Source organism: Microseira wollei NIES-4236 (assembly GCF_020521235.1).
Classification (GTDB): domain Bacteria; phylum Cyanobacteriota; class Cyanobacteriia; order Cyanobacteriales; family Aerosakkonemataceae; genus Microseira; species Microseira wollei.
Window position 1 is genome coordinate 70,291 of sequence record NZ_BLAY01000007.1, and the last position, 20,711, is coordinate 91,001.

Here is a 20,711-nt window from a genome sequence, read left to right on the forward strand (position 1 = left end):
ACAATGGAAGACAATACCTTTGCCACATCGGCTTATATCGCTACTTCGCCTGAGAAAGCCTTTGATTACCTGTGCAGTTTGAAAAACTTAGATGATTGGACGCTGTTCAGTCGCATGATAGAACAGGTAGACGAAAATACCTGGATTGGCACGGCATCGGGTTATCAAAGAAATCTTTACTATCACGTGAGAAAGATTGAAAACCCGCTGTTTTATGGGATAGAATGGCACTGCGGTTTTGAGTATAAAAAATACTTTCAAGTTTACCCGGTGCTGTTGTTTCCTCCCAGTTATATAGAACCGGGAACCGAGGAAGAGGGCGTTTATTTTCACTGGCTGAGTTTTGTCGATCCCAAGCGACGGACGCCGATGATTATGCAGGGAATTCATACCGTGCATACATCCGAATGTCGTTCGCTAAAAGCGATTTTGGAACGGCAAGCAGGGCGGACTAGAGCAGCAGAAGGACGTTATGCGATCGCAACCGACACCATGTACATCGACGCCCCGCTGGAATTAGGTTTCGAATATATCAGCAACCTGAAAAACATCGATGAATGGGCGCACCTTTTACGCCCAGACGGCGAGATTACATCCCAGTATGGTGAATTTCGCGACGAATACAACCAAAAGGTAAATGTAACGTTCCGGCTGCATAGCATGAACAATTACTATCTGCTCGAACAAGATTACTTTTACCCCGAATACAAGTTTTATCAGCGCTGTCCTGCCATTCTCATCCCCTGTTCTTATGCCTTTGGCGATCCATCCGCCAGGGGATTTATCCAACATCGAATTACATTCTGGAAAGTAGGCAAAGCTTACCGCCACGGCAAACTTCAAATGGAAGACTTTGGAGCCGAAAGCATGAACGTCAAGCGTTTAGTAGAAGCCAAAGCAGGCAATACAGAAACCTTTGCCCGTGGCATGAGTTATATGCCGCAGCAGAGTCAGGAATTATTAGCAGTTGGTAATGGTAAATAACCAATAAACTTTGGGTTTGGGGCAGGCAAGATGCCCACTCCACAAAACCAACAAAATTATTGTTGGGGCAGGCAAGATGCCCACCCCACAAAGCCAACAAAATTCTTGTGGGGTAGGCAAGATGCCCACCCCACAAAGCCAACAAAATTCTTGGGGCAGGCAAGATGCCCACCCCACAAAGCCAACAAAATTCTTGGGGCAGGCAAGATGCCCACCCCACAAAGCCAACAAAATTCTTGTGGGGCAGGCATTTTGCCCACCCCACAAAGCCAACAAAATTCTTGTGGGGTAGGCGTCCCGCCTGCCAAGATGTCCACCCCACAAAACCAACAAAATTATTGTGGGGTAGGCGTCCCGCCTGCCACTATATCCAATGAAACTCAAGCCATTTACTCTGACATTTCTAACTTTTTTGATTGCCACTGGTTTCAACTCAAAAGCAGCCGTTGCTACATCGCTAAAAATACTTGCCGATGGGCTGAATAATGCACGAGGTTTGACCTTTGATTCTGACGGTAATCTCTACGTTACAGAAGCAGGATTGGGTGGACAAGGAGCTTGCATTCCATCACCCACCAATCAAGGCAATTTATGTTACGGCACAACGGGTGCAGTGACAAAAATAGAAAATGGTAAAACCAAGCGCATTCTTACCGAACTTCCTTCCTTAGCATTAGCCGATGGAACGGGAGCCGCAGGCCCTAATGATATCAAATTTGATGCCAATGGTAAACCTTATGTTTTGATTGGGTATGGGGCGAATCCAGCCTTACGAGATCCCGCATTCGGAAACGCTGAATTGGGAAAAATTATTGCTGCCGACTTTGAGACAAATTCCTGGAAAAGTATTGCCGATTTAGCGAATTACGAACTGGCGAACAATCCCGATCGAGGGGATATAGGTAGCAATCCCTTGGCTTTTTTAATCGATGGAAAGCGAGCGATCGCAGTCGATGCGGGTGCAAACGACTTGCTGGGCGTCGGTACGGATGGGAGCGATTTGCAAGCGATCGCAGTCCTTCCCCAACAAATATTAACCAATCCCATTTTCCCGCCTTCTAACGCCCAACCTTTCGATCCCACGCAAGTTCCATCACCCGATAATTTTGGCAATGCGCCACCCTCTGGCTTTCCCGTTCAAGCAACACCTACAGGTGTAGCAAAAGGCCCCGATGGTGCTTATTATGTCAGCGTATTTACGGGCTTTCCCTTTCCAGAAGGTGGGGCAAAAATCTATCGAGTTGGCGCAGATGATCGACCAACAATTTACGCAGATGGCTTTACCCAACTGACAAATTTAACCTTCGATCCGCAAGGCAATTTGTATGCATTGCAGTACGCAGATCGGTCAGCTTGGAAAGGAAATTTTGATGGTTCCGTCATCAAAATAGCGCCCAATGGGACTCGCACCACCGTTTTTAGTGGGAACGGACTAGAATCCCCCAGCAGCTTGACAATTGGCCCCGATGGTGCAATCTACGTGACTAATAGAAGCGATCGCCCAGGACAAGGACAAATCCTCAGAATAGAAAATCCCAAATCCGTTCCCGAACCTACCTCAGTTCTAAGCATATTAACCCTGGGCATTTTAGGCGTTATAGCGGATTGCAGGCGCATGAGGTAGACCTTCGTTTGTATAGCGGCAGCATTAATGCTGCCGCTATACAAACGAAGCCAAAAGGCTTTACTTCACTCGAAAAGCAATCCGCTGTAATCGCTTGCGAAAAGGCCAATTAATTCCAGATTCTAGGTTGGGCTTACGGGGGTGAAACCCAACCTACTTATAAAGTGTTCTCATTCTTATCAACGATCAATCTCGAAAGCTATGAAACTCAAATCCTTTGCTTTGACAATGTTCGCATTTTCTATTGCCGTTGTTTCTGGAAACCAAGCAGCAGAAGCTGTAACATTAACCAAAATTGCCGAAGGACTTAATAATGCACGAGGTATCACCTTTGGGCCTGATGGTAATATTTATGTTGGAGAAACAGGTTTAGGAGGAAATGGAAATTGCCAGCCATCGCCTTCTACAACAGGTCAGCCAATATGTGCTGGTAATACAGGTTCGGTCACCGTAATTAAACCAGACGGAACCACAAATCGTATATTTGATGGTTTCCAATCCCTGGCATTACAACCTTCTCAGCAACAGGGAGCAGGCCCCCAAGCAGTAAGTTTTGATTCCCAAGGCAATGCTTATCTTTTAGTTGGATATGCTGGTTTTCCAGGCAACCGGGATACAGAATTAAATGCCCTTTCTCTTAATGTTCCATTACCACCAGAGCAATATATTATTGCGCCTCCAGTTGCACCCGATAAAGTATTAAATACTCCTGACTTGGCAAAACTGTATAAAGCCGATTTAAACACCGGGGCACTTTCAACTATTTTTGACTTTGGTAAATACGAACTTCTCAACAACCCTGACGGCGGAGATGTGATTACCAATCCTTATGCGATCGCAATTAAAGGTGATACCGCCTATGTCGCTGATGGCGGTGGAAACAGCATCTACGGTGTCAAACTTGATGGCAGTGATGTCAAAGCAATTCCAGTACCCAAGCAACTCGTAAAAAACCCAATATTCCCACCTCCCGCACCAGGATTGCCCCCTGGAGTAGTACCAGAAATTCCTCCGGCTGAGATACTACTTCAATCAGTACCAACGGGCATAACTCTTGGCCCCGATGGCAATATATATTTTGGCGAATATACAGGTTTTCCCTATCCAGAAGGTGCAGCACGTGTATTCAAACTGGGGCCAAATGACGAGCCAGAAGTTTTCGCGCAAGGGTTTACCGGCATCACCGATCTAACCTTTGATAAAAACGGCAATTTGTTAGTTTTACAATTCACCGATCAGTCAGAGTGGAAGGGTCAAGATTTACGTTTTCTACCAGGTTCTTTAATCCAACTATCTCCTGATGGAACGAGGACAACTTTAGTTGCTGCTGGTCAAGGACTCGAATCCTCTACAGGCATTGCTATCAGTCCTGACAATGAGATATTCATCACAAAACGCGGCGTTGGAACATTAGGAGAAGTCGTCAAACTTGAAAGAACCAAAGTACCGGAACCAGCTTCTATATTTGGTTTGTTCGCAATCGGTGCTTTAGGTGCAGCCTCCAAGCTGAAAAGCAAGCGCAAAGAGTTAGCTAATTGCTAATTGCTAATTGCTAATAGGTAATTGGTCATTGGTTAATGCTTCCCCATTACCGATTACCTATTACCCATTACCCATTAACTATAGGAGTGAAAATCGTGGGTTTAATAAATAATTGGTCAGTTATTGCTGCCATTGCCGGATCTGTGGCTGTAACCACAAGCGCCGTTCCAGCCTTTGCTTTAACTTTGGAATACGAACGCGATATTGGTAGACCAGCTACTTTTCAAAACGGCGATTTTCCCGGAGTTCCAGGAACCCTTGCCGTTCCTCAAGGCATCGGCGTACAAGATTCAACCGGGCATATTTTTATCAGTAATGGTCGCGGGATTGACCGGGTTGATGTTTTCGATAGCCAAGGTAATTATCTGAGAGCAATTGGCAGCACTGGCAAAGGGTCTGGACAATTCGATGAGCCAGCCGACATCAGATTCAATCCCCTTAATGGCAATATGTATGTGGGGGATGTGTTCAACAGTCGCATTAATGTGTTTGAGCCGAACGGCAACTATATTAAATCCTTTGGTCGCTTTAATGGGCCGATTGAAGGTCGTCAATTCTTCGGGCCAGGGGGAATGGATTTTGATGCGGCTGGCAATTTGTATGTGACTGATTTTAGTGGCGATTTTGTCAGGGTATTCAACCCCAATGGTGAACAAATCAGAACGATTGGCAATGCAGGCAGCGCCCTGGGACAATTTTCCGGGCCAGGAGGTTTGATTATCTCCGAAAATACGGGCAGAATTTATGTGAACGACCAGTACAATGGTCGCGTTCAGGTATTAGATTCACAAGCGAACCCACTGTTTGCTTTTGGCACGACTGGTAACGCTCCCGGACAGTTTAAAGAACCTATCGGTATCGATGTGGACGAGTTTGAGAATATCTATGTAGCAGACTCTCAAAACAGCCGCGTCCAAGTATTCGATAAAGACGGTAAACTCCTGACTATTTTTGGCGAGCCTACCCGTAATTCGGCTGGCGAAATTGTTCCACCTCCTGTACCTCCTGCTTTCGGTGGAACCACTCCCTATGGCACTCCCATCGACCTGACTCCGGGCAAGTTTAATTGGTCGGCTGGTTTACATTACGACAAGGATAAGGTTTATGTGGGCGATTTCTTTCAAGGTCGGGTTCAGGTATTAAAAGTAGACAGAGCTTCAGTACCAGAACCTTCTTCAGTATTGGGGTTAATGCTGTTAGGAATTGGCGTGACTGCTGGCAAGTTGAAAAAGAAACATCAGCAGCTTGTCAAATGACACCTTTGTTAAGCAAGGCAGAGCCTCGACAATCTAGTTCCCAGGCTGAGCCTGGGAAGCAGTTAGGTGGGCTGCTGCCTCCTGTTTCCAAGATTAAGCGAGGCAGAGCCTCGACAATCTAGTTCCCAGGCTGAGCCTGGGAACCAGTTAGGTGGGCTGCTGCCTCTGGTTTCCACAGCAAAGGATTAAAAAACCAAAGAAAAGCGCGACGGTTGCAAACTTAAGTTTGTGTTGAATTTTTGTACTCAAAATAGGAGGCTATTTACTGATGGCAACTAATGAATCTAGTGCTAACAACTTAGTTACCGAGGGTAACAACAGCGGCGGCAATTCTTTTGCTGGTATGGGCGGGGGCAGTGGTAATAACAGTAACGATTTAACTAGCCTGCTGCGTCAATCGCCTTTTGGCCCTTTGTTCGATCTTCCTGGAGTTGACGGCCCAGAAGATATTTTCGGTAACCTGGGTTCTTCATCAGGTGGTAGCAATCCCTTTGCTGGCGGTGGTGGCTCCCCCATGATGGGTGGCGATTCACCCTATGGTGGCAATCCTTTCGCCGGTGACAATTTCTGGAATATCTTTGCAGGTGGCGTTAACCCTGCTAACCCTTCCAGTGGCGGAAATACATCGGGAAATAGTGGCGGAAATCCCTTCGCTGGCGGCGGAAATACTTCCGGAAATCCTGGCGGAAATCCCTTCGCTGGCGGCGGAAATACTTCCGGAAATCCTGGCGGAAATAGCGGCGGAAATACTTCCGGAAATCCTGGCGGAAATCCCTTCGCTGGCGGCGGAAATACTTCCGGAAATAGCGGCGGAAATCCCTTTACTGGTGGCGGTAGTAACTCTTTAACTGCTAACAACGCAACTATCGGTAAAGACAACCAGGATCTCAGCAGTAATAATGCCACCATCGGTAATGGAAATTGGCTGCTCGGAACTAACAATGCAACCGTTGGCAATGGTAATTGGAACTTTGGTAAGAACAACCAAGTGATTGGGAATGGCAATTGGCTATTTACTGACAACAACACAGTTTTTGGGAATGGCAACTGGCTACTTGGTGCTAACAACCCAATTATCACTGCTGAGGATGTAATCAACAGCAGCCCAGAGGTTTTTGCGCCCAAAATAGTGAATAATATTCATAACTTGGTTGACTCGGTTTTGGGGCAATTCGGTAAAGATTTTGTTGGTTTAACGGGGAATTTTAGCCCAGGGGAGATGCAGACTTATAACCGACTGATTCTTTCAAAAGACTCCGCTAATAAAGGCAGCAATCCACCTGCGTCGCAGCCCAAGGATATTCCATAACCTACGTCAGCAGTATCGCTGGTGGTTTTAGGACTTGGGTATTTGTTGTGGTCGAGATGCAAAAAAAGGTTGGGAATGGCTAATAGCTAATCGCTAATTGCTAATGGCTAATAGTAAAAAAGTTTTCTGACCATAGCGCAGTTAACAAACAAGCTTGCCTGCCAGCAATTAGCAATTAGCAATTAGCAATTAGCAATTACCAATATGCTTACTTCAATTCATGGAATTTCCGAACTTCTAAATAGCTGGCTTTCCCAGCAAGTGACTCAGGAAGGTTTCGCTTGGCTCAGTGAGAAACAAAAGCAAATTTCTGCTGATGCCAATGTGCGTGTTTTCTTTGCGGCTTTTAGTGCAGTGCCTCGTTATACCGGCAAAGAAAAGCTTGAACTAACACACTCGGATTTGCAAGCAGCAGATAGAATGCGAAGGGATTGGTATCCCGGTGATTGGAGCGTCGATCAAGCGGCTCGCACTTTGCTGGTACTTGCTTTGCCACAGGAGGATATGCAGAAATATTTGCGATCGCTAGATCAAATCTTCTCCACTGCTGACGTAGGCGAGTTGGTCGCTCTGTATCAAAGTTTACCCTTATTACCCTATCCAGAACAGCTTCGCAAAAGAGCGGCGGAAGGCGTGCGAAGCAATATGACCAGTGTTTTCAATGCTGTGGCATTACGCAACCCTTATCCGGCAGATTATTTTGACAACATTGCTTGGAATCAAATGATACTAAAAGCTTTGTTTGTCGGCAGTCCTCTGCATTCAATTCAAGGTTTCGATCGCCGTGCCAATCCAGAATTAGCGCGAATGCTAATCGATTATGTCCGCGAACGTTTGGCGGCGAAACGCTCAGTTTCTCCCGAACTTTGGCACGCTGTAGAGCAACTTGCGGATGCCGAATTATTAACCGAGATCCCCGACTTCTTAGCAATCAGGAATTAACCATGTTTAGCAACAACATGAAATTTATCGATCCTCACATTCACATGACCTCTCGCACGACTTACGATTACTTGGTCATGAAAGAGTATGGCATTGTTGCGGTGATTGAGCCATCTTTTTGGTTAGGGCAACTTCGCACAAATGCTGGAAGTTTCAAAGATTACTTTAGCAGCATTGTCGGGTGGGAAAGGTTTCGATCTAGTCAATTTGGCATCCAACACTATTGCACGATTGGGTTAAATCCCAAAGAAGCCAATAATGAGGCATTGGCAGAAGAAGTGATGGAATTACTGCCGCTTTATGCTTGTAAAGAAGGAGTGGTGGCGATTGGTGAAATTGGCTACGACGATATGACACCAACCGAGGATAAGTATTTCCGTTTACAGCTAGAATTAGCCAAAGAATTAGATACTTTGGTGTTAATTCATACGCCACATCGCAACAAAAAGGCGGGGACATCGCGCAGCATGGATGTGTGTATCGAACATGGTTTAGATCCGTCCCGCGTTATTATCGATCACAACAATGAGGAAACGGTTGAAGAGGTACTAAATCGAGGTTTTTGGGCAGCTTTTACGATTTATCCTCAGACAAAAATGGGTAATGCCAGGATGGTGGAGATTGTAAGGCAATATGGGTGCGATCGCATTATCGTTGACAGCAGTGCAGATTGGGGAATCAGCGACCCTCTAGCCGTGCCTAAAACCGCCCAGTTGATGTTAGAAATGGGCATTCCAAAAGCACATGTACAAGCCGTTTGTTACGAAAATGCTCTAACAGCATATAGCCAAAGCGGTCAGATGAAAGAATCCGACTGGTTAGAAATAAATCCTGTTGACCAGCGCCAGCTTTATAACGGAAATTCTGTGTTACGAGGACAGTCGCCACTGGTAGAATCTACCCGCGATTTTGCATTGATTGAATAGCTAATGGCTAATAGCTAATGGCTAATGGCTAATGGTTAATGGCTAATGGCTAATGGCTGGTTAATGGTCAAGAACAATTAGCTACCCTGGTTTGTTTTTTACTACATTTAAGAGCAATTAGCCATTAGCAATTAGCAATTAGCAATTAGCAAAAAAGGAGACTTACAATGAATTTTAACCGTTTGTGGCCTTATCTACAGCTAATGCGACCAGCCAATATCGTTACTGCTTGGGCAGATATTTTAATTGGCTTTGCAGCTTCGGGGGCGGTAGTTTCCCTAAATCAAGTGGTAGAAGGACAGGCAAATTCTGCCAATTTAGCGACACTTGCTTGGTTATTATTAGCAACCACGGGTCTTTACGGAGGCGGCGTCGTTTTTAACGATGTATTTGATGCCGAACTCGATGCAAAAGAGCGACCAGAAAGACCTATTCCCAGCGGTCGGACATCTTACCAAAATGCCATCAAGCTGGGAGGGTTGCTGTTAGTTATTGGTGTAGTAGCAGCTTTACAAGTTTCGTTGTTAAGCGGAATTTTAGCTGCTAGCGTTGCTTTGGCTGCTTTGTTATACGATTCCTTGTGCAAGCACCATCCAATTTTTGGCCCAATTAACATGGGCATTTGTCGCGGTGGTAACTTATTAATCGGCGTTAGTGCCGTACCAGCAATGGTGCAAGAACGTTGGTTTTTGGCTTTAATTCCTATTGCATACATTGCTGCTATTACTGCGATTAGTAGGGGTGAAGTACATGGTGGAAAAACAAGTACGGGAGTGCTATCGCTGCTGCTGATTGGCGCAGTCATAGGCGGAATTTTGGCGCTGGGGATGCTAGAAAAATATGAAATTATTGTGGCTTTACCGTTCGTTATTTTATTTGCTGGACGGGTGTTGCCTCCTTTTTTAAAAGCCGTCCGCGAACCAAGTTCAGAACAAATTCGCATGGCAGTTAAGGCGGGTGTATTGTCGCTGATTGTTTTGGATGCAACTGTTGCTGCTGGTTTCGCGAATTGGCCTTATGGATTGTTAGTTTTGAGTTTGTTGCCAATTTCAATAAAGTTGGCGCAAATGTTTGCTGTTACTTAAAGACGATCCCCCCTAACCCCCAATGCCTTGGGGGAAGCCTCTTTTGCTGCCATGATTGGTATATTAAACCGCGAAGACGCGATAGACGCTTTCTTCGGCGCACCCGTTGGGTAGGACGCGAAGGAAGAAAAAGGAAGAAGAAAGAAGAAGGAAGAAGTAAATAATCTTCTACTTGGAAGGGAGTAACTCTTCAAGAAAGCCCCCCAAGGCATTGGGGGTTGGGGGGGATCGCGATCGCTTGTCCTTACAATTAATTTGGGTGACTTCTATGCAGCTTTTAGACAATGGGGTAAAAAGTTCTATTCCCGCGTTTACCGCCGATTCTTCATCTCTTACTAACGCAACACCAAAAAACATTACCGTTATCGGTGGAAGCGGTAGAATGGGACAATTATTCGTGCAGCAATTATCGGCGGCTGGTCATAATGTTAGCATTCTCGGAAGCAAGGGCTGGGATGATGCCGATACATTACTGAGTCAGGCAGATTTAGTATTAGTTTCCGTTCCGATTGAACGAACGATTGATATTATCAAACTTGCGGCTAAATACCTGTCTCCAACTACAGCATTGGCTGATATTACCAGTATTAAAACTCAGCCATTACAAGCAATGCTTGAATATCACCAAGGGCCGGTAATTGGCTTGCATCCAATGTTTGGGCCAAAGGTAAAATCGTTTTCCGAACAAAAATTTGTCGTTTGTCCGGGCAGAAATGAAGAAACGTTTCAATGGTTATTAAACTGGATTAAAACTTTGGGAGGTAATATAATTGTATGTACGCCCGAAGAACATGACCGCCTCATGGTTTTTGTTCAAGCAACGCAGCATTTTTCTCGGTTTAGTTTGGGTGCGTTCGTCACAGAGGAACAAGTTGATTTAAACCGGAGTTTGTTGCTGTCAACTCCCAATTATCAACAAGAGATAGATATCGTCAAGGGTTTGTTTGCCCAAAATCCTCAGTTATGTGTCGAAATTATGCTGGCAACAGAAGAAAGATGTCAAGCGATCGCACACTTGGCAAGTACCTACAATCGCTTGGCGCAGCTAGTAGAACAAAAAGACCGCTCTGGTTTAATTCAAGAGTTTGAAAAAGCTAAAAGGTTTATTTCCAATTTTTGATTTTAAAAGCTTTAATTGAACACGAGCCAAAATTATGACTCTCAGCATTCAGCAAAAAACCACTTTCAATCTGCAACCTATCCACCAATCCGTTAGCGTTAATTTCCGTTATGACGTTCATTTTACCACGGGTTTGTTTCACTTAGATAATCCTTTGTTAGCGCAAGTAATTGCAGCAAATAAAGAAGCACTTCCGCGTCGTTGCATTGCCATTGTGGATGCAGGATTGTTGCGCCATCATCACAGATTGATAGAGGAAATTACAGCTTACGCGCAGAAATATCAAGATGTTATAACGCTGGTGGGAGAGGTGGCGATCTCTCCTGCTGGAGAAGCAGCTAAAAACGACCCCAAGCTGTTAGAAAAAATTCATTTAACTATCGAGCAAGCAGGATTGTGCCGTCATTCTTATGTGTTAGCAATTGGAGGTGGAGCCGTATTAGATATGGTCGGATATGCAGCAGCAACCGCTCACCGAGGAATTCGATTAATCCGCATTCCTACAACTGTATTAGCACAAAATGATTCGGGAGTCGGCGTGAAAAATGGCATCAATGCTTTTGGTAAAAAGAACTTTTTAGGCACATTTTCGCCGCCTTATGCTGTCTTAAACGATTTTAATTTTTTGACTACTTTGGATGACCGCGATTGGCGTTCTGGTGTAGCAGAAGCTATCAAAGTCGCGCTGATTAAAGAGCGGAAATTATTTGAGTTTATTCAAGCAAATGTGCGCGGGGTTACTTATCGAAATCCGCACATCATGCAACAGATAATCTATCGCTGCGCCCAGTTACACCTACAGCATATTGCCACAAGCGGCGATCCGTTTGAAATGGGTTCATCACGTCCTTTAGATTTCGGTCATTGGGCGGCACATCGACTAGAATATTTAACAGACTACCGCCTGCGTCACGGTGAAGCAGTCGCCATCGGAATTGCGCTCGATAGCACCTATTCTTACCTAGCTGGATTACTTTCATGGCAGGATTGTCAGCAGATATTAAATACCCTAAAAGCATTAGGCTTTACCCTATACGTACCCGAAATGGGAGAGCAACATCAACCGGGAAATCCCCGTTGTTTATTCCAGGGGTTAACTGAATTTCGGGAACACTTGGGAGGAGAATTAACTTTGATGCTACTCCAACGCATTGGACAAGGAATTGAAGTTCACGAAGTCAACATTTTCTTGTACGTGCAAGCCATTTCTATTTTGCGCGAATTGGCTTAATTACCAGTTGCGTAGGGGCGGGTTTTACCAACCGTATGTAGCAATAATCGACAGTTGTTATATAGCGAATTGCAGCCATAAAAGGTACACCTTCGTTTGTGTAGCGGCAGCATTAATGCTGCCGCTACACAAACAAAGCCAGAAGGCTGTACTTCACTCATTTGCAATCGGCTGTAAACCCGCCCCCTATCGCTTGTTAGCATACAGTTAACCAATTAGCAATTAGCAATTAGCAATTAGAATATTATGAAAGCAACAAATAGCAATTTTCAATTAACCTATTGTACAAACATTCACCCCGGAGAAGAATGGCAGCAAGTCTTTGCTAACCTAGAAAAATACGTTCCCAATCTCAAAACACAGCTAGCACCAGAAAAACCTTTTGGCATTGGGTTGCGGTTAGCAGATGTAGCAGCAAGGCAACTGCTAGAAAAAGACGCGCTGATGCAATTTAAAACTTGGCTGATTCAACAAGAGCTTTACGTATTTACATTGAATGGATTCCCTTACGGGGGCTTTCATCATCAGGTAGTAAAAGACCGAGTTTATGCACCGGATTGGAGCAAAAGAGAACGCCTAGACTATACATTACGGTTAGTAAAAATTTTGGCATTCCTGTTACCAGAAGGCACAGACGGCGGGATTTCTACACTGCCACTATCCTATAAGCCTTGGTTTAAAGAAGACAAATCCACTTGGGAATCAACACTACACAGCAGCAGCATTAACCTAGCTTTAGTAGCGGCGGAAATGGCACGCATTCGGGAACAGACGGGGAAACTGCTGCACGTAGATTTAGAGCCAGAACCCGATGGTTTGATTGAAAATTCAACCGAAGTAATTGATTTTTTTCAAAATTGGTTATTACCCATCGGTGGTGCATTTTTAGCCAAAGGTTTGGGGATTTCCCAAGCAGCCGAACAGCGATTGCTCGACCACATTCGCGTTTGTTACGATACCTGCCATTTTGCTGTGGAATACGAAGAGCCGCTATTAGTTTTTAAGCGGTTTCAAGCGGCTGGAATTCAAATTGGCAAGATTCAAATTAGTGCGGCGCTGCGGGTGATGATACCCCAGGATTTGCAGCAGCGAAGTTTAATTGTTCAAAGGTTGCGTCCTTTTGCCGAGTCTACTTATTTGCACCAAGTTATCGAGCGTCGCGTTGACGGAACGTTGCATCATTATCCCGATTTGGTAACAGCATTACCCTATCTTGAACGGGTAGATGCCCAAGAGTGGCGCATTCACTTTCACGTGCCAATTTTTATCCGCGATTACCAACTATTGCATTCTACACAAGACGACATTATAGAAGTTTTAGAACTGCTTGGGAAAAACAATGCTTGCCAACATTTGGAAATTGAAACTTACACCTGGGATGTCTTGCCGCCGGAAATGAAAATGGATTTGTTAGCCTCTATCCAGCGGGAGTATGAGTGGGTTTTGCTTTTGATTAAGTAGTTGTTTGTTAATCGGGTTGGTGCCGTACTCTCGGCTAACGCACCCTACGGTTATGAAATTCCCCAAAAGGGGGATTTTATTTATAACCGTAGGTAGATGTTTATTTGGGATTTTTATACCAAAATTGGTTGATTTACCTTTTGTTAATACACAGGGTTTAAATAACCCTTAACCAGGTTTTGAAGATGACGCAGAGAGATGGCAAAACTACCAACGGCAACGACGGTTTTCAAAAGCAACCCAAGCTGATTGTCTCTACTTCTTCAGAGCGAATCAATGGGGCAAATGCGCCTCTTTCACCCGTGGCACAAAATCCCAAACCTTATGCCCAAAAGCGATCGCAAGCTAAAATGGCTTCCAACTCCGATCAACCGCCAAAGGAAACGCCAAGAGCGGCAGCGCAAACCGGATGGTGGGAACGACTGAGTTTGAAAAATAAAGCAATTATCTGCGCGATCGCAATCCCTGTGTTACCGGGCGCGATCCTTGGTACAACCACTTATGTTTTGGGTAATAATGGTGTATTAATTGGCACAGTTTTGTCCTTGGGTGTAGAGATTGCGATCGCTATTTTTCTAGTCCAATATCTCATTCGCCCCATCTTACGAGTTGCCACCGCCGTCAAGCATTTAGGAGGAGGTAAACTTGATACGCGCATAAAAGTTGAAACTGAAGATGAACTTGGCATTTTAGGCACTAGCATTAACCAGCTAGCAGATCAACTTCAGATTCTCTTAGCAGAAAAAGAAGCCGTTGCCAGACAAGATAGATTATTAAGCAACATAGCTTGGAGAGCGCGTCAAGCAACAGACATACAAGATTTTAGTAACAAAATTATGGCGGGAGTTCGACGAGTTCTTAATGTCGATCGCGTCATCATTTATCGCTTCAATTCTGACTGGAGCGGCACTATTGTTGCCGAATCTGTTGCCCCCGGTTGGACAAGATCTATGGACGAAACAATCGACGATCCTTGTTTTCGGATGAATTATATTGAGCAATACCAAAACGGGCGCGTCAGAGCGATCAACGACATTTACAACGAACCGGGATTAAACGATTGCCACATTCTGACTTTGGAACAATTTGAAGTCAAAGCCAATCTAATCGCACCGATGAAACAAGGCAATCAATTGATGGGTTTACTCATCGCCCATCAATGTAGAGAACCGCGAGTTTGGCAGCAATCGGAAATCGATTTTTTCGTTCAATTAGCCACTCATATAGAATATGCACTTGACCATATAAGTTTTATCCAACAACTGCAAGCCTCCGCCAAAAGAGAACGTTTATTAGGTGACATTGCTTGGAAAGCACGTCAAGCAGCAAACTGCCAAGAACTTTTGAGTACGGCACTTTCTGGAATTCGTAAAGTCCTCAACGTCGATCGCGTTATTGCTTATCGTTTTAATCCAGATTGGAGCGGTACTGTTGCTGCGGAATCAGTCGCCGCTGGTTGGACAAGAGCAATGAACGAAAATATTGATGACCCTTGTTTTCGCGATCGCTATGTTCAGCAGTACCAAAATGGGCGCGTCAGAGCGATCAACGATATTTACAAAGAACCGGGATTAAGCGATTGTCACATCCTCACTTTGGAACAATTTGAAGTCAAAGCCAATCTCATCGTACCGATCCGAAAAGACAATCAATTAGTCGGTTTACTCATCGCTCATCAATGTTCCCAACCTCGCAATTGGAAGCAGTCAGAAATCGACTTTTTTGTTCAGGTGGCGATTCATATTGAATATGCCTTTGCTCACGTCAGCTTTATCAAACAATTAGAAGAAGCACGCACGTCTGCGGAAGCAGTTTCGATTGAACAACGCCAACAAAAAGAAGCATTGCAAGCACAACTGGAAAGATTTCTACAACAGATCCAAGGAGCATTTCGAGGCGATTTAACCGTGAGGGCTGAGGTGACAGAGGGGGAAATGGGAACGATCGCTGACTTTTTTAACGCTCTAATTGAGAACTTGCAGCAAATTGTTTTGCAAGTACAATCAGCCGCCGATGCTGTAACGCAAACTGCCAAAGTGAGCGAAATTGATGTTAAAAGACTTTCCGACGAAGCGCAGCGACAATCAGAAGCGATCGCTGCTACCCTCCAACAAATTCAAGTCATGGCAAATTCTATCCAAAACGTTGCCACTAGCGCTCAACAAGCGGCGCTAAAAGTACAGGAAGCCAATCAAACCTTACAAGTCGGTGATAAAGCCATGAACAAAACCGTTGCCGGAATTTTAGCCATCGAAAAAACCTTTGAAGAAACTGCTTTTAAAGTCAAATGTTTAGGTCAATCTTCTCAAAAAATATCTAGAGCTAGTAGCTTAATCAAAGACTTAGCAAATCAAACAAATATTTTAGCCTTAAATGCCTCAATAGAAGCCAAAGGAGCCGGTATTGAAGGCGAAGGATTTGCCGTTGTAGCCGCAGAAGTGCGTACCCTAGCCGAACAATCAGCCGTCGCCACTAAAGAAATAGAACAAATCGTCGAAGAAATTCAAATAGAAACTAATGAAGTTGTTACAGCGATGGAAGTTGGCATGAATCAGCTTAGTACCGGCACTAACCTGGTGAAAACAGCCAGATCTAAACTCAACTCAATCGCCGCAGTTAGCGCCCAAATTCGCATCCTTGTACAAGAAATGGCTCAAGCTGCAACCTCTCAGATGCAGACATCTTTAGACCTGACTCAAACCATACAGGAAGTCGCCACAATTGCCAACCAAACTTCAGAACAATCCCAAGCTGTTGCTGAGTCTTTTACTAAACTATTAAAAGTAGCTAATGAACTGCAAGAAAGCGTGGCGCAATTCAAAATTCGCTAATGGCTAATGGCTGGCTAATGGGACGTCAAAAACAACAAAATTCACCGAGCAATTAGCAATTAACAATTAACAATTAACAATTAGCAATTAGCAAATCAATGATGCCCAAACTCGATATCGATGACGAAAATTACAATTTTTATTGCCTGCTACAATGCCTTGAGTCAGGAATACTAACGTTACGGCAAGAACATAGTATCAATAAAATACATAGCCTGATGCGAATTGCCCATTCGATTAAAGGCGGTGCAGCTTGTGTTGGCTTAACTGGGATTCAAACATTAGCCCATCAGTTGGAAAATATTTTTAAAGTTTTATATCAAGAAAATATTGAAGTTGACCAAGAGTTAGAAGAACTGTTGCTGCAAGCTTACGATTCGCTGCGATCGCCCCTACTAGCTCAAATTCAAACTGGTCAATGCGACACCGATGCTCACCATGAAAAATTAAAACAAATATGCGATCAAATAGAGGCTAACCTCGGAGCGAACTTAGCAGAAGAAACCGAGTCAAAAGAAGTGGAAACAGATGAGGATATCGCACAGGTTTTGTTCGCTGAAGACGTGGCGCGGGGATTGGAATGCTGGGAAATGTTGTTAAGCAATCCTCAGATGCCAGAATTAGTAGAAAAATTAAAGATTCAGGCGGAAGTTTTTGCCAGTATTGGACAATTTTTAAACCTGCCTGCTTTTGTTGCGATCGCTCAAACCACCATTTCCGCTTTGCAAATCAATCCACAACAAGTTAAAACCATCGGAAAACTTGCCGCCAAAGACTTTCGAGCCATTCAAACCGCAGTTTTAGGTGGCTCGCGATCGCCCAATATAAAACCTTGCAGTGAGTTAGTAAATCTGGCAAAATTTGAAACACAAAATGCTAACAATGTCAAGCAAGATGTCCCACCTGAAGTAGAAAGAGAAGAAAGAGAACAAAATCCTAAGTTGGGAGTGCGAGTAGACTTAGAACGCTGGGAACTTCTCAACAATTTAGTGGGAGATTTAGTCACTCAAGAAAGCAGTTTTATTTTGCAACAACAACAACAAAAGGAAATCGTTGAAACAATATCGCAAAGATTAAATCGCTTAAATAAGCTGACTCGCAAATATTTGAGCAGAGGAGCAGCAAAGCATCGCCAATTACCCATTGCTTTGTCACATACAGTAGCCGAAGAAATTGCACAACTGCAAGCAGCGCTACAAGACATTACTCTCGCTCAGCAGCAAGTGCAACAAATTATCAAAAAAAGACAACAGACCCTGAAGCAATTGCAAACGAACCTGTTACATGCTCGAATGCTGCCGATTGGAAACTTATTAAATCGGTTTTCTCGGATGGTACGAGACTTGGCTGTTAAAAACCACAAGCAAATCAACCTTCAGCTAGTGGGAATGAATACCTTAATAGATAAAGCAATTTTAGAAAAGCTTTATGACCCATTAATTCATCTGGTACGCAACGCCGTCGATCACGGCATCGAGACGCCCTCAGTGCGGCAAGCTAATGGTAAATCTGCCACAGGTACGATTACTATCCGCGCTTATCATCGGGGAAATTATACTTATATTGAATTGCAAGATGATGGTCAAGGAATAGACGAAGAAAAAATAGTTCGTCGCGCGATCGCATTAAATTGGCTATCTTCCTATCAGGCAGAAACATTACCCAAAAACCGCTTGTATGAGTATTTATTTGCCCCCGGTTTTTCCACCGCGGCGAAAGTAAGCGAACTTTCCGGACGCGGCTTTGGCTTGGAAGTTGTGCGGCTTCAAGTCAATGCTTTAAAAGGAGACATTAGCGTCATTTCTTGTCGGGGAAAAGGAACAAAATTTACTCTGCGCTTGCCTTTTACCTTGACCATTACCAAGCTATTGGTATTTGGCGTTGACGCGAATATTCTGGCAATTCCTGTCGATAGTCTAGTTGCGATCGCCGCCGTTACAGAACCACAAATAATCACCGATCGAGAACAGCAGTATTATTCTTACCAGGGACAAATCGTTCCCGTCTACTCTCATTTTTTACCATCTGCTTATAGCTATCCTTGCACGCCACCTGAAAAAAACCAATATAAAGGTTCCTGTCCTTGGCAAGAATATGGAAAATTTTTTTTGCTGTTAATTTCAGGCAAAAATAAAATAATTGCTCTCAAAATTGACCGAATTTTAATCGAACAAGATTTAGCAATTAAACCATTTGGTGATGCGATCGCTCCGCCGCCTTACCTTTATGGCTGTACAATTTTGGGGAACGGAAATTTGGTTCCTGTAATAGATGGAACCGAGTTAGCAGGGTGGCTTCAACAACACAAACCCATGCCGAATCATCCTATCTCGAACTAGCCAAACAAACACAGGAATTACGCAAACCACCTTTGTTTCTATGAAAAATCGTCGCAAGAGAACCAGAGATCGCAGCAAGAAACTTTGGTGATAGGATCGTCGTGGGTAAGTCCTGAAACAATTAAAGGTATGGCTTGACAAAATTTGTACATTCTGGCTGACCGCGTTGGGGTTGGGTACAAGCTCTAATTTCAATATTTCCCGGCCCCATATCGCCGTAATATTCCTCTCGTCTGTTCAAAAAGAGAGATTCTGGATATTTTTTCCCTTGTCTATCTTCGAGGTAATCGGTTCTTGGCAGAAGTTCTCCCGTAGTTTTGACCCAAGTAGCATTGCAACGCCTGGAATATCTCAGTTCAACCTTAACCACTGAAGGCGAGAGATAGCAGTCTCTAGAGGTGATTGTGATTCCGTCCTTGTCGCATTTATTATCCACCGGGTCGCGTCCGATACAGGAATAGCCACTGCACAAAGGTCGATCTATAACTGTATTTTTTACTAGAGTTATTCCTAATGAAAGGATTGCAGCAATTAGCAATAGGGAAAATGGCTTATAAAAATAACGAAAAGGTTGTTTGCACCAATCTTGCCAAGCAGTCGGTACAACAGCTGGGTTTTGACAAATTATCGGCAACCAACTAACACCCGGATATTGCTTTTCCCAGCTTTCCAACTTGCGCCGCGCTTCCAGTACCGCCGCATAAAAAGGTTTGTTATTAGCAAAAGCACTCAAGAAATCCTGTAAAAATTCTTGTGCTACAGAATCTGGTACGGGTTCTCGCATCACAATACACTGGGGTAAATGCAACTTGGCTAACTGATTCGCCAATCCCAAACCATCGCAAGAGTTAAAAATGGCTAGCTGCAACCCGCGTTTAATCGCCGTTTCGAGAGCATTTTTTAACTCGTTGATTGCTAAACTTTCCTCCTGATTTATTTCAAACCAACCAATTTGACCATCGCTTTGACTAAAACTGTGACCGGCAAAAAAGAAGATATGCCAACCTTGTTCGTCCCAAAGCTGTTCAAATAACTGCTTCCGCGTTGGTTGCTTTAGAAATTTAATATTTGCGCCGCGCTGGCGTAAGTTTTCCAGTACCTGGCGGTCAAACTCGATATTAATATTATCGCTATTGCCAAGGATGGCTAAAATTCTAACTTTTGACCGTTTCTTATTGTACGGTTGACCGTTGGGGGATTCGTATTCTGGCGTACTTAAGGCAATTTCTGCTTGCTTGTAACACTCGGCGAATAAATCCCAAGCTTGCCAGGGAAGCTGTCGCATGCGGATATCTTCGGTTTGAATAATGACTCGAATTTCCTCATCTTTGTGCAAGTATTGCTGCAATTTATCCCGAATTTTTTGCCATTCTCCGCCAGAATTGAGCCAGTTGTTGAATTGTGCTGCTAATTCGTTTGACGAGTCGTGGCAGGAAGATTTAGTCACCTTTCTGGATTTGATGCGACAACGAGAACCTGGATTTACTGTATTGTGAAAAGCTTGTTGCCATTGGCGGAATGATTCGGGAATATTAGGTGCTGGTGGAAGATTGCCGAGAATTCTAGTTTTAGAATTAGTGCCATCTTCCCCTATTTCCAAAATTACCGGAAATCCTTGCTCAAAACTGCCATCCAGCAGATGCAAAACTACCAGCTTTCCCATATTTATTTCCCTGTTTTAACCGATTGCTGTATTACATCTATTGGTTATATGGTGCGCTGATTATGCGCGATGCCTTTAACGAGTTCCCAGGTTCTACCTGGGAATGCACCTCCCTTGAGGCTCCTGCCTCTTTTAGGTGCAACTGGAGGCAGAACCTCCCGCCAGTCGTTTAACGAGTTCCCAGGTTCTACCTGGGAATGCACCTCCCTTGAGGCTCCTGCCTCTTTTAGGTGCAACTGGAGGCAGAACCTCCCGCCAGTCGTTTAACTCGTTTAACGAGTTCCCAGGTTCTACCTGGGAATGCACCTCCCTTGAGGCTCCTGCCTCTTTTAGGTGCAACTGGAGGCAGAACCTCCCGCCAGTCGTTTAACGAGTTCCCAGGTTCTACCTGGGAATGC

At 44.3% G+C, this 20,711-nt stretch carries 15 protein-coding genes; 14 read left to right on the forward strand and 1 reads right to left on the reverse strand.

Going from position 1 to position 20,711, the window contains the following annotated elements; all coding sequences use genetic code 11:
- Window positions 1-3: 3 nt before the first annotated feature.
- The 14 genes from scyC (at window position 4) to MiSe_RS03990 (ending at window position 18,650) form a co-directional block, all read left to right on the forward strand.
- Complete coding sequence (gene scyC, locus MiSe_RS03925) at window positions 4-984, forward strand: scytonemin biosynthesis cyclase/decarboxylase ScyC (protein WP_226575040.1); 981 nt, start codon at window positions 4-6, stop codon at window positions 982-984.
- Window positions 985-1,014: 30 nt separating this feature from the next.
- Window positions 1,015-1,470 carry a hypothetical protein gene (locus MiSe_RS03930; RefSeq protein WP_226575046.1) on the forward strand — a complete coding sequence of 152 codons (456 nt, stop codon included), beginning with the start codon at window positions 1,015-1,017 and terminating at the stop codon, window positions 1,468-1,470.
- A complete protein-coding gene (locus tag MiSe_RS03935; protein WP_226575047.1) occupies window positions 1,358-2,608 on the forward strand; it encodes a ScyD/ScyE family protein in 1,251 nt (416 codons plus the stop codon). The genes MiSe_RS03930 and MiSe_RS03935 overlap by 113 nt, the downstream gene beginning before the upstream one ends.
- Before the next feature lie 201 nt (window positions 2,609-2,809).
- A complete protein-coding gene (locus MiSe_RS03940; RefSeq protein ID WP_226575049.1) occupies window positions 2,810-4,150 on the forward strand; it encodes a ScyD/ScyE family protein in 1,341 nt (446 codons plus the stop codon).
- Window positions 4,151-4,245: 95 nt separating this feature from the next.
- A complete protein-coding gene (gene scyF / locus MiSe_RS03945; protein WP_226575050.1) occupies window positions 4,246-5,406 on the forward strand; it encodes a scytonemin biosynthesis PEP-CTERM protein ScyF in 1,161 nt (386 codons plus the stop codon).
- Between the two features lie 268 nt (window positions 5,407-5,674).
- Window positions 5,675-6,715: a hypothetical protein gene (locus MiSe_RS03950; RefSeq protein ID WP_226575058.1), complete on the forward strand. Its 1,041-nt coding sequence runs from the start codon at window positions 5,675-5,677 to the stop codon at window positions 6,713-6,715.
- 204 nt (window positions 6,716-6,919) lie between these two features.
- Window positions 6,920-7,657, forward strand: a complete 738-nt coding sequence (locus MiSe_RS03955; protein WP_226575063.1) for an EboA family metabolite traffic protein — start codon at window positions 6,920-6,922, stop codon at window positions 7,655-7,657.
- Window positions 7,658-7,674: 17 nt separating this feature from the next.
- Window positions 7,675-8,583 carry a TatD family hydrolase gene (locus MiSe_RS03960; protein ID WP_444980457.1) on the forward strand — a complete coding sequence of 303 codons (909 nt, stop codon included), beginning with the start codon at window positions 7,675-7,677 and terminating at the stop codon, window positions 8,581-8,583.
- Between the two features lie 167 nt (window positions 8,584-8,750).
- Window positions 8,751-9,668 carry a UbiA-like protein EboC gene (eboC, locus tag MiSe_RS03965; protein ID WP_226575066.1) on the forward strand — a complete coding sequence of 306 codons (918 nt, stop codon included), beginning with the start codon at window positions 8,751-8,753 and terminating at the stop codon, window positions 9,666-9,668.
- 268 nt (window positions 9,669-9,936) lie between these two features.
- On the forward strand, window positions 9,937-10,788 hold the full coding sequence (tyrA, locus tag MiSe_RS03970; RefSeq protein ID WP_226575068.1) for a bifunctional chorismate mutase/prephenate dehydrogenase: 852 nt from the start codon (window positions 9,937-9,939) through the stop codon (window positions 10,786-10,788).
- Between the two features lie 34 nt (window positions 10,789-10,822).
- On the forward strand, window positions 10,823-12,019 hold the full coding sequence (locus MiSe_RS03975; protein ID WP_226575076.1) for a 3-dehydroquinate synthase: 1,197 nt from the start codon (window positions 10,823-10,825) through the stop codon (window positions 12,017-12,019).
- 246 nt (window positions 12,020-12,265) lie between these two features.
- Window positions 12,266-13,480 carry a metabolite traffic protein EboE gene (gene eboE, locus MiSe_RS03980; protein WP_226575078.1) on the forward strand — a complete coding sequence of 405 codons (1,215 nt, stop codon included), beginning with the start codon at window positions 12,266-12,268 and terminating at the stop codon, window positions 13,478-13,480.
- Between the two features lie 185 nt (window positions 13,481-13,665).
- On the forward strand, window positions 13,666-16,311 hold the full coding sequence (locus MiSe_RS03985; RefSeq protein WP_226575088.1) for a GAF domain-containing protein: 2,646 nt from the start codon (window positions 13,666-13,668) through the stop codon (window positions 16,309-16,311).
- Between the two features lie 98 nt (window positions 16,312-16,409).
- A complete protein-coding gene (locus MiSe_RS03990) occupies window positions 16,410-18,650 on the forward strand; it encodes a chemotaxis protein CheA (RefSeq protein ID WP_226575090.1) in 2,241 nt (746 codons plus the stop codon).
- Between the two features lie 121 nt (window positions 18,651-18,771).
- On the opposite strand, the gene MiSe_RS03995 is transcribed toward MiSe_RS03990, so the two are convergent.
- On the reverse strand, window positions 18,772-20,313 hold the full coding sequence (locus MiSe_RS03995; RefSeq protein ID WP_226575098.1) for a CHAT domain-containing protein: 1,542 nt from the start codon (window positions 20,311-20,313) through the stop codon (window positions 18,772-18,774).
- Between the last annotated feature and the right edge of the window lie 398 nt (window positions 20,314-20,711).

Excerpts from the sequence above, each read along its gene's own strand:
- scyC (WP_226575040.1), top strand. The coding sequence starts at position 4 with ATGGAAGACAATACCTTTGCCACATCGGCTTATATCGCTACTTCGCCT.
- MiSe_RS03995 (WP_226575098.1), bottom strand. The coding sequence starts at position 20,313 with ATGGGAAAGCTGGTAGTTTTGCATCTGCTGGATGGCAGTTTTGAGCAA.
- eboC (WP_226575066.1), top strand. The coding sequence starts at position 8,751 with ATGAATTTTAACCGTTTGTGGCCTTATCTACAGCTAATGCGACCAGCC.
- eboE (WP_226575078.1), top strand. The coding sequence starts at position 12,266 with ATGAAAGCAACAAATAGCAATTTTCAATTAACCTATTGTACAAACATT.
- MiSe_RS03950 (WP_226575058.1), top strand. The coding sequence starts at position 5,675 with ATGGCAACTAATGAATCTAGTGCTAACAACTTAGTTACCGAGGGTAAC.
- MiSe_RS03930 (WP_226575046.1), top strand. The coding sequence starts at position 1,015 with ATGCCCACTCCACAAAACCAACAAAATTATTGTTGGGGCAGGCAAGAT.
- MiSe_RS03940 (WP_226575049.1), top strand. The coding sequence starts at position 2,810 with ATGAAACTCAAATCCTTTGCTTTGACAATGTTCGCATTTTCTATTGCC.
- MiSe_RS03935 (WP_226575047.1), top strand. The coding sequence starts at position 1,358 with ATGAAACTCAAGCCATTTACTCTGACATTTCTAACTTTTTTGATTGCC.
- MiSe_RS03975 (WP_226575076.1), top strand. The coding sequence starts at position 10,823 with ATGACTCTCAGCATTCAGCAAAAAACCACTTTCAATCTGCAACCTATC.
- MiSe_RS03990 (WP_226575090.1), top strand. The coding sequence starts at position 16,410 with ATGATGCCCAAACTCGATATCGATGACGAAAATTACAATTTTTATTGC.
- MiSe_RS03985 (WP_226575088.1), top strand. The coding sequence starts at position 13,666 with ATGACGCAGAGAGATGGCAAAACTACCAACGGCAACGACGGTTTTCAA.
- MiSe_RS03960 (WP_444980457.1), top strand. The coding sequence starts at position 7,675 with ATGAAATTTATCGATCCTCACATTCACATGACCTCTCGCACGACTTAC.
- MiSe_RS03955 (WP_226575063.1), top strand. The coding sequence starts at position 6,920 with ATGCTTACTTCAATTCATGGAATTTCCGAACTTCTAAATAGCTGGCTT.
- tyrA (WP_226575068.1), top strand. The coding sequence starts at position 9,937 with ATGCAGCTTTTAGACAATGGGGTAAAAAGTTCTATTCCCGCGTTTACC.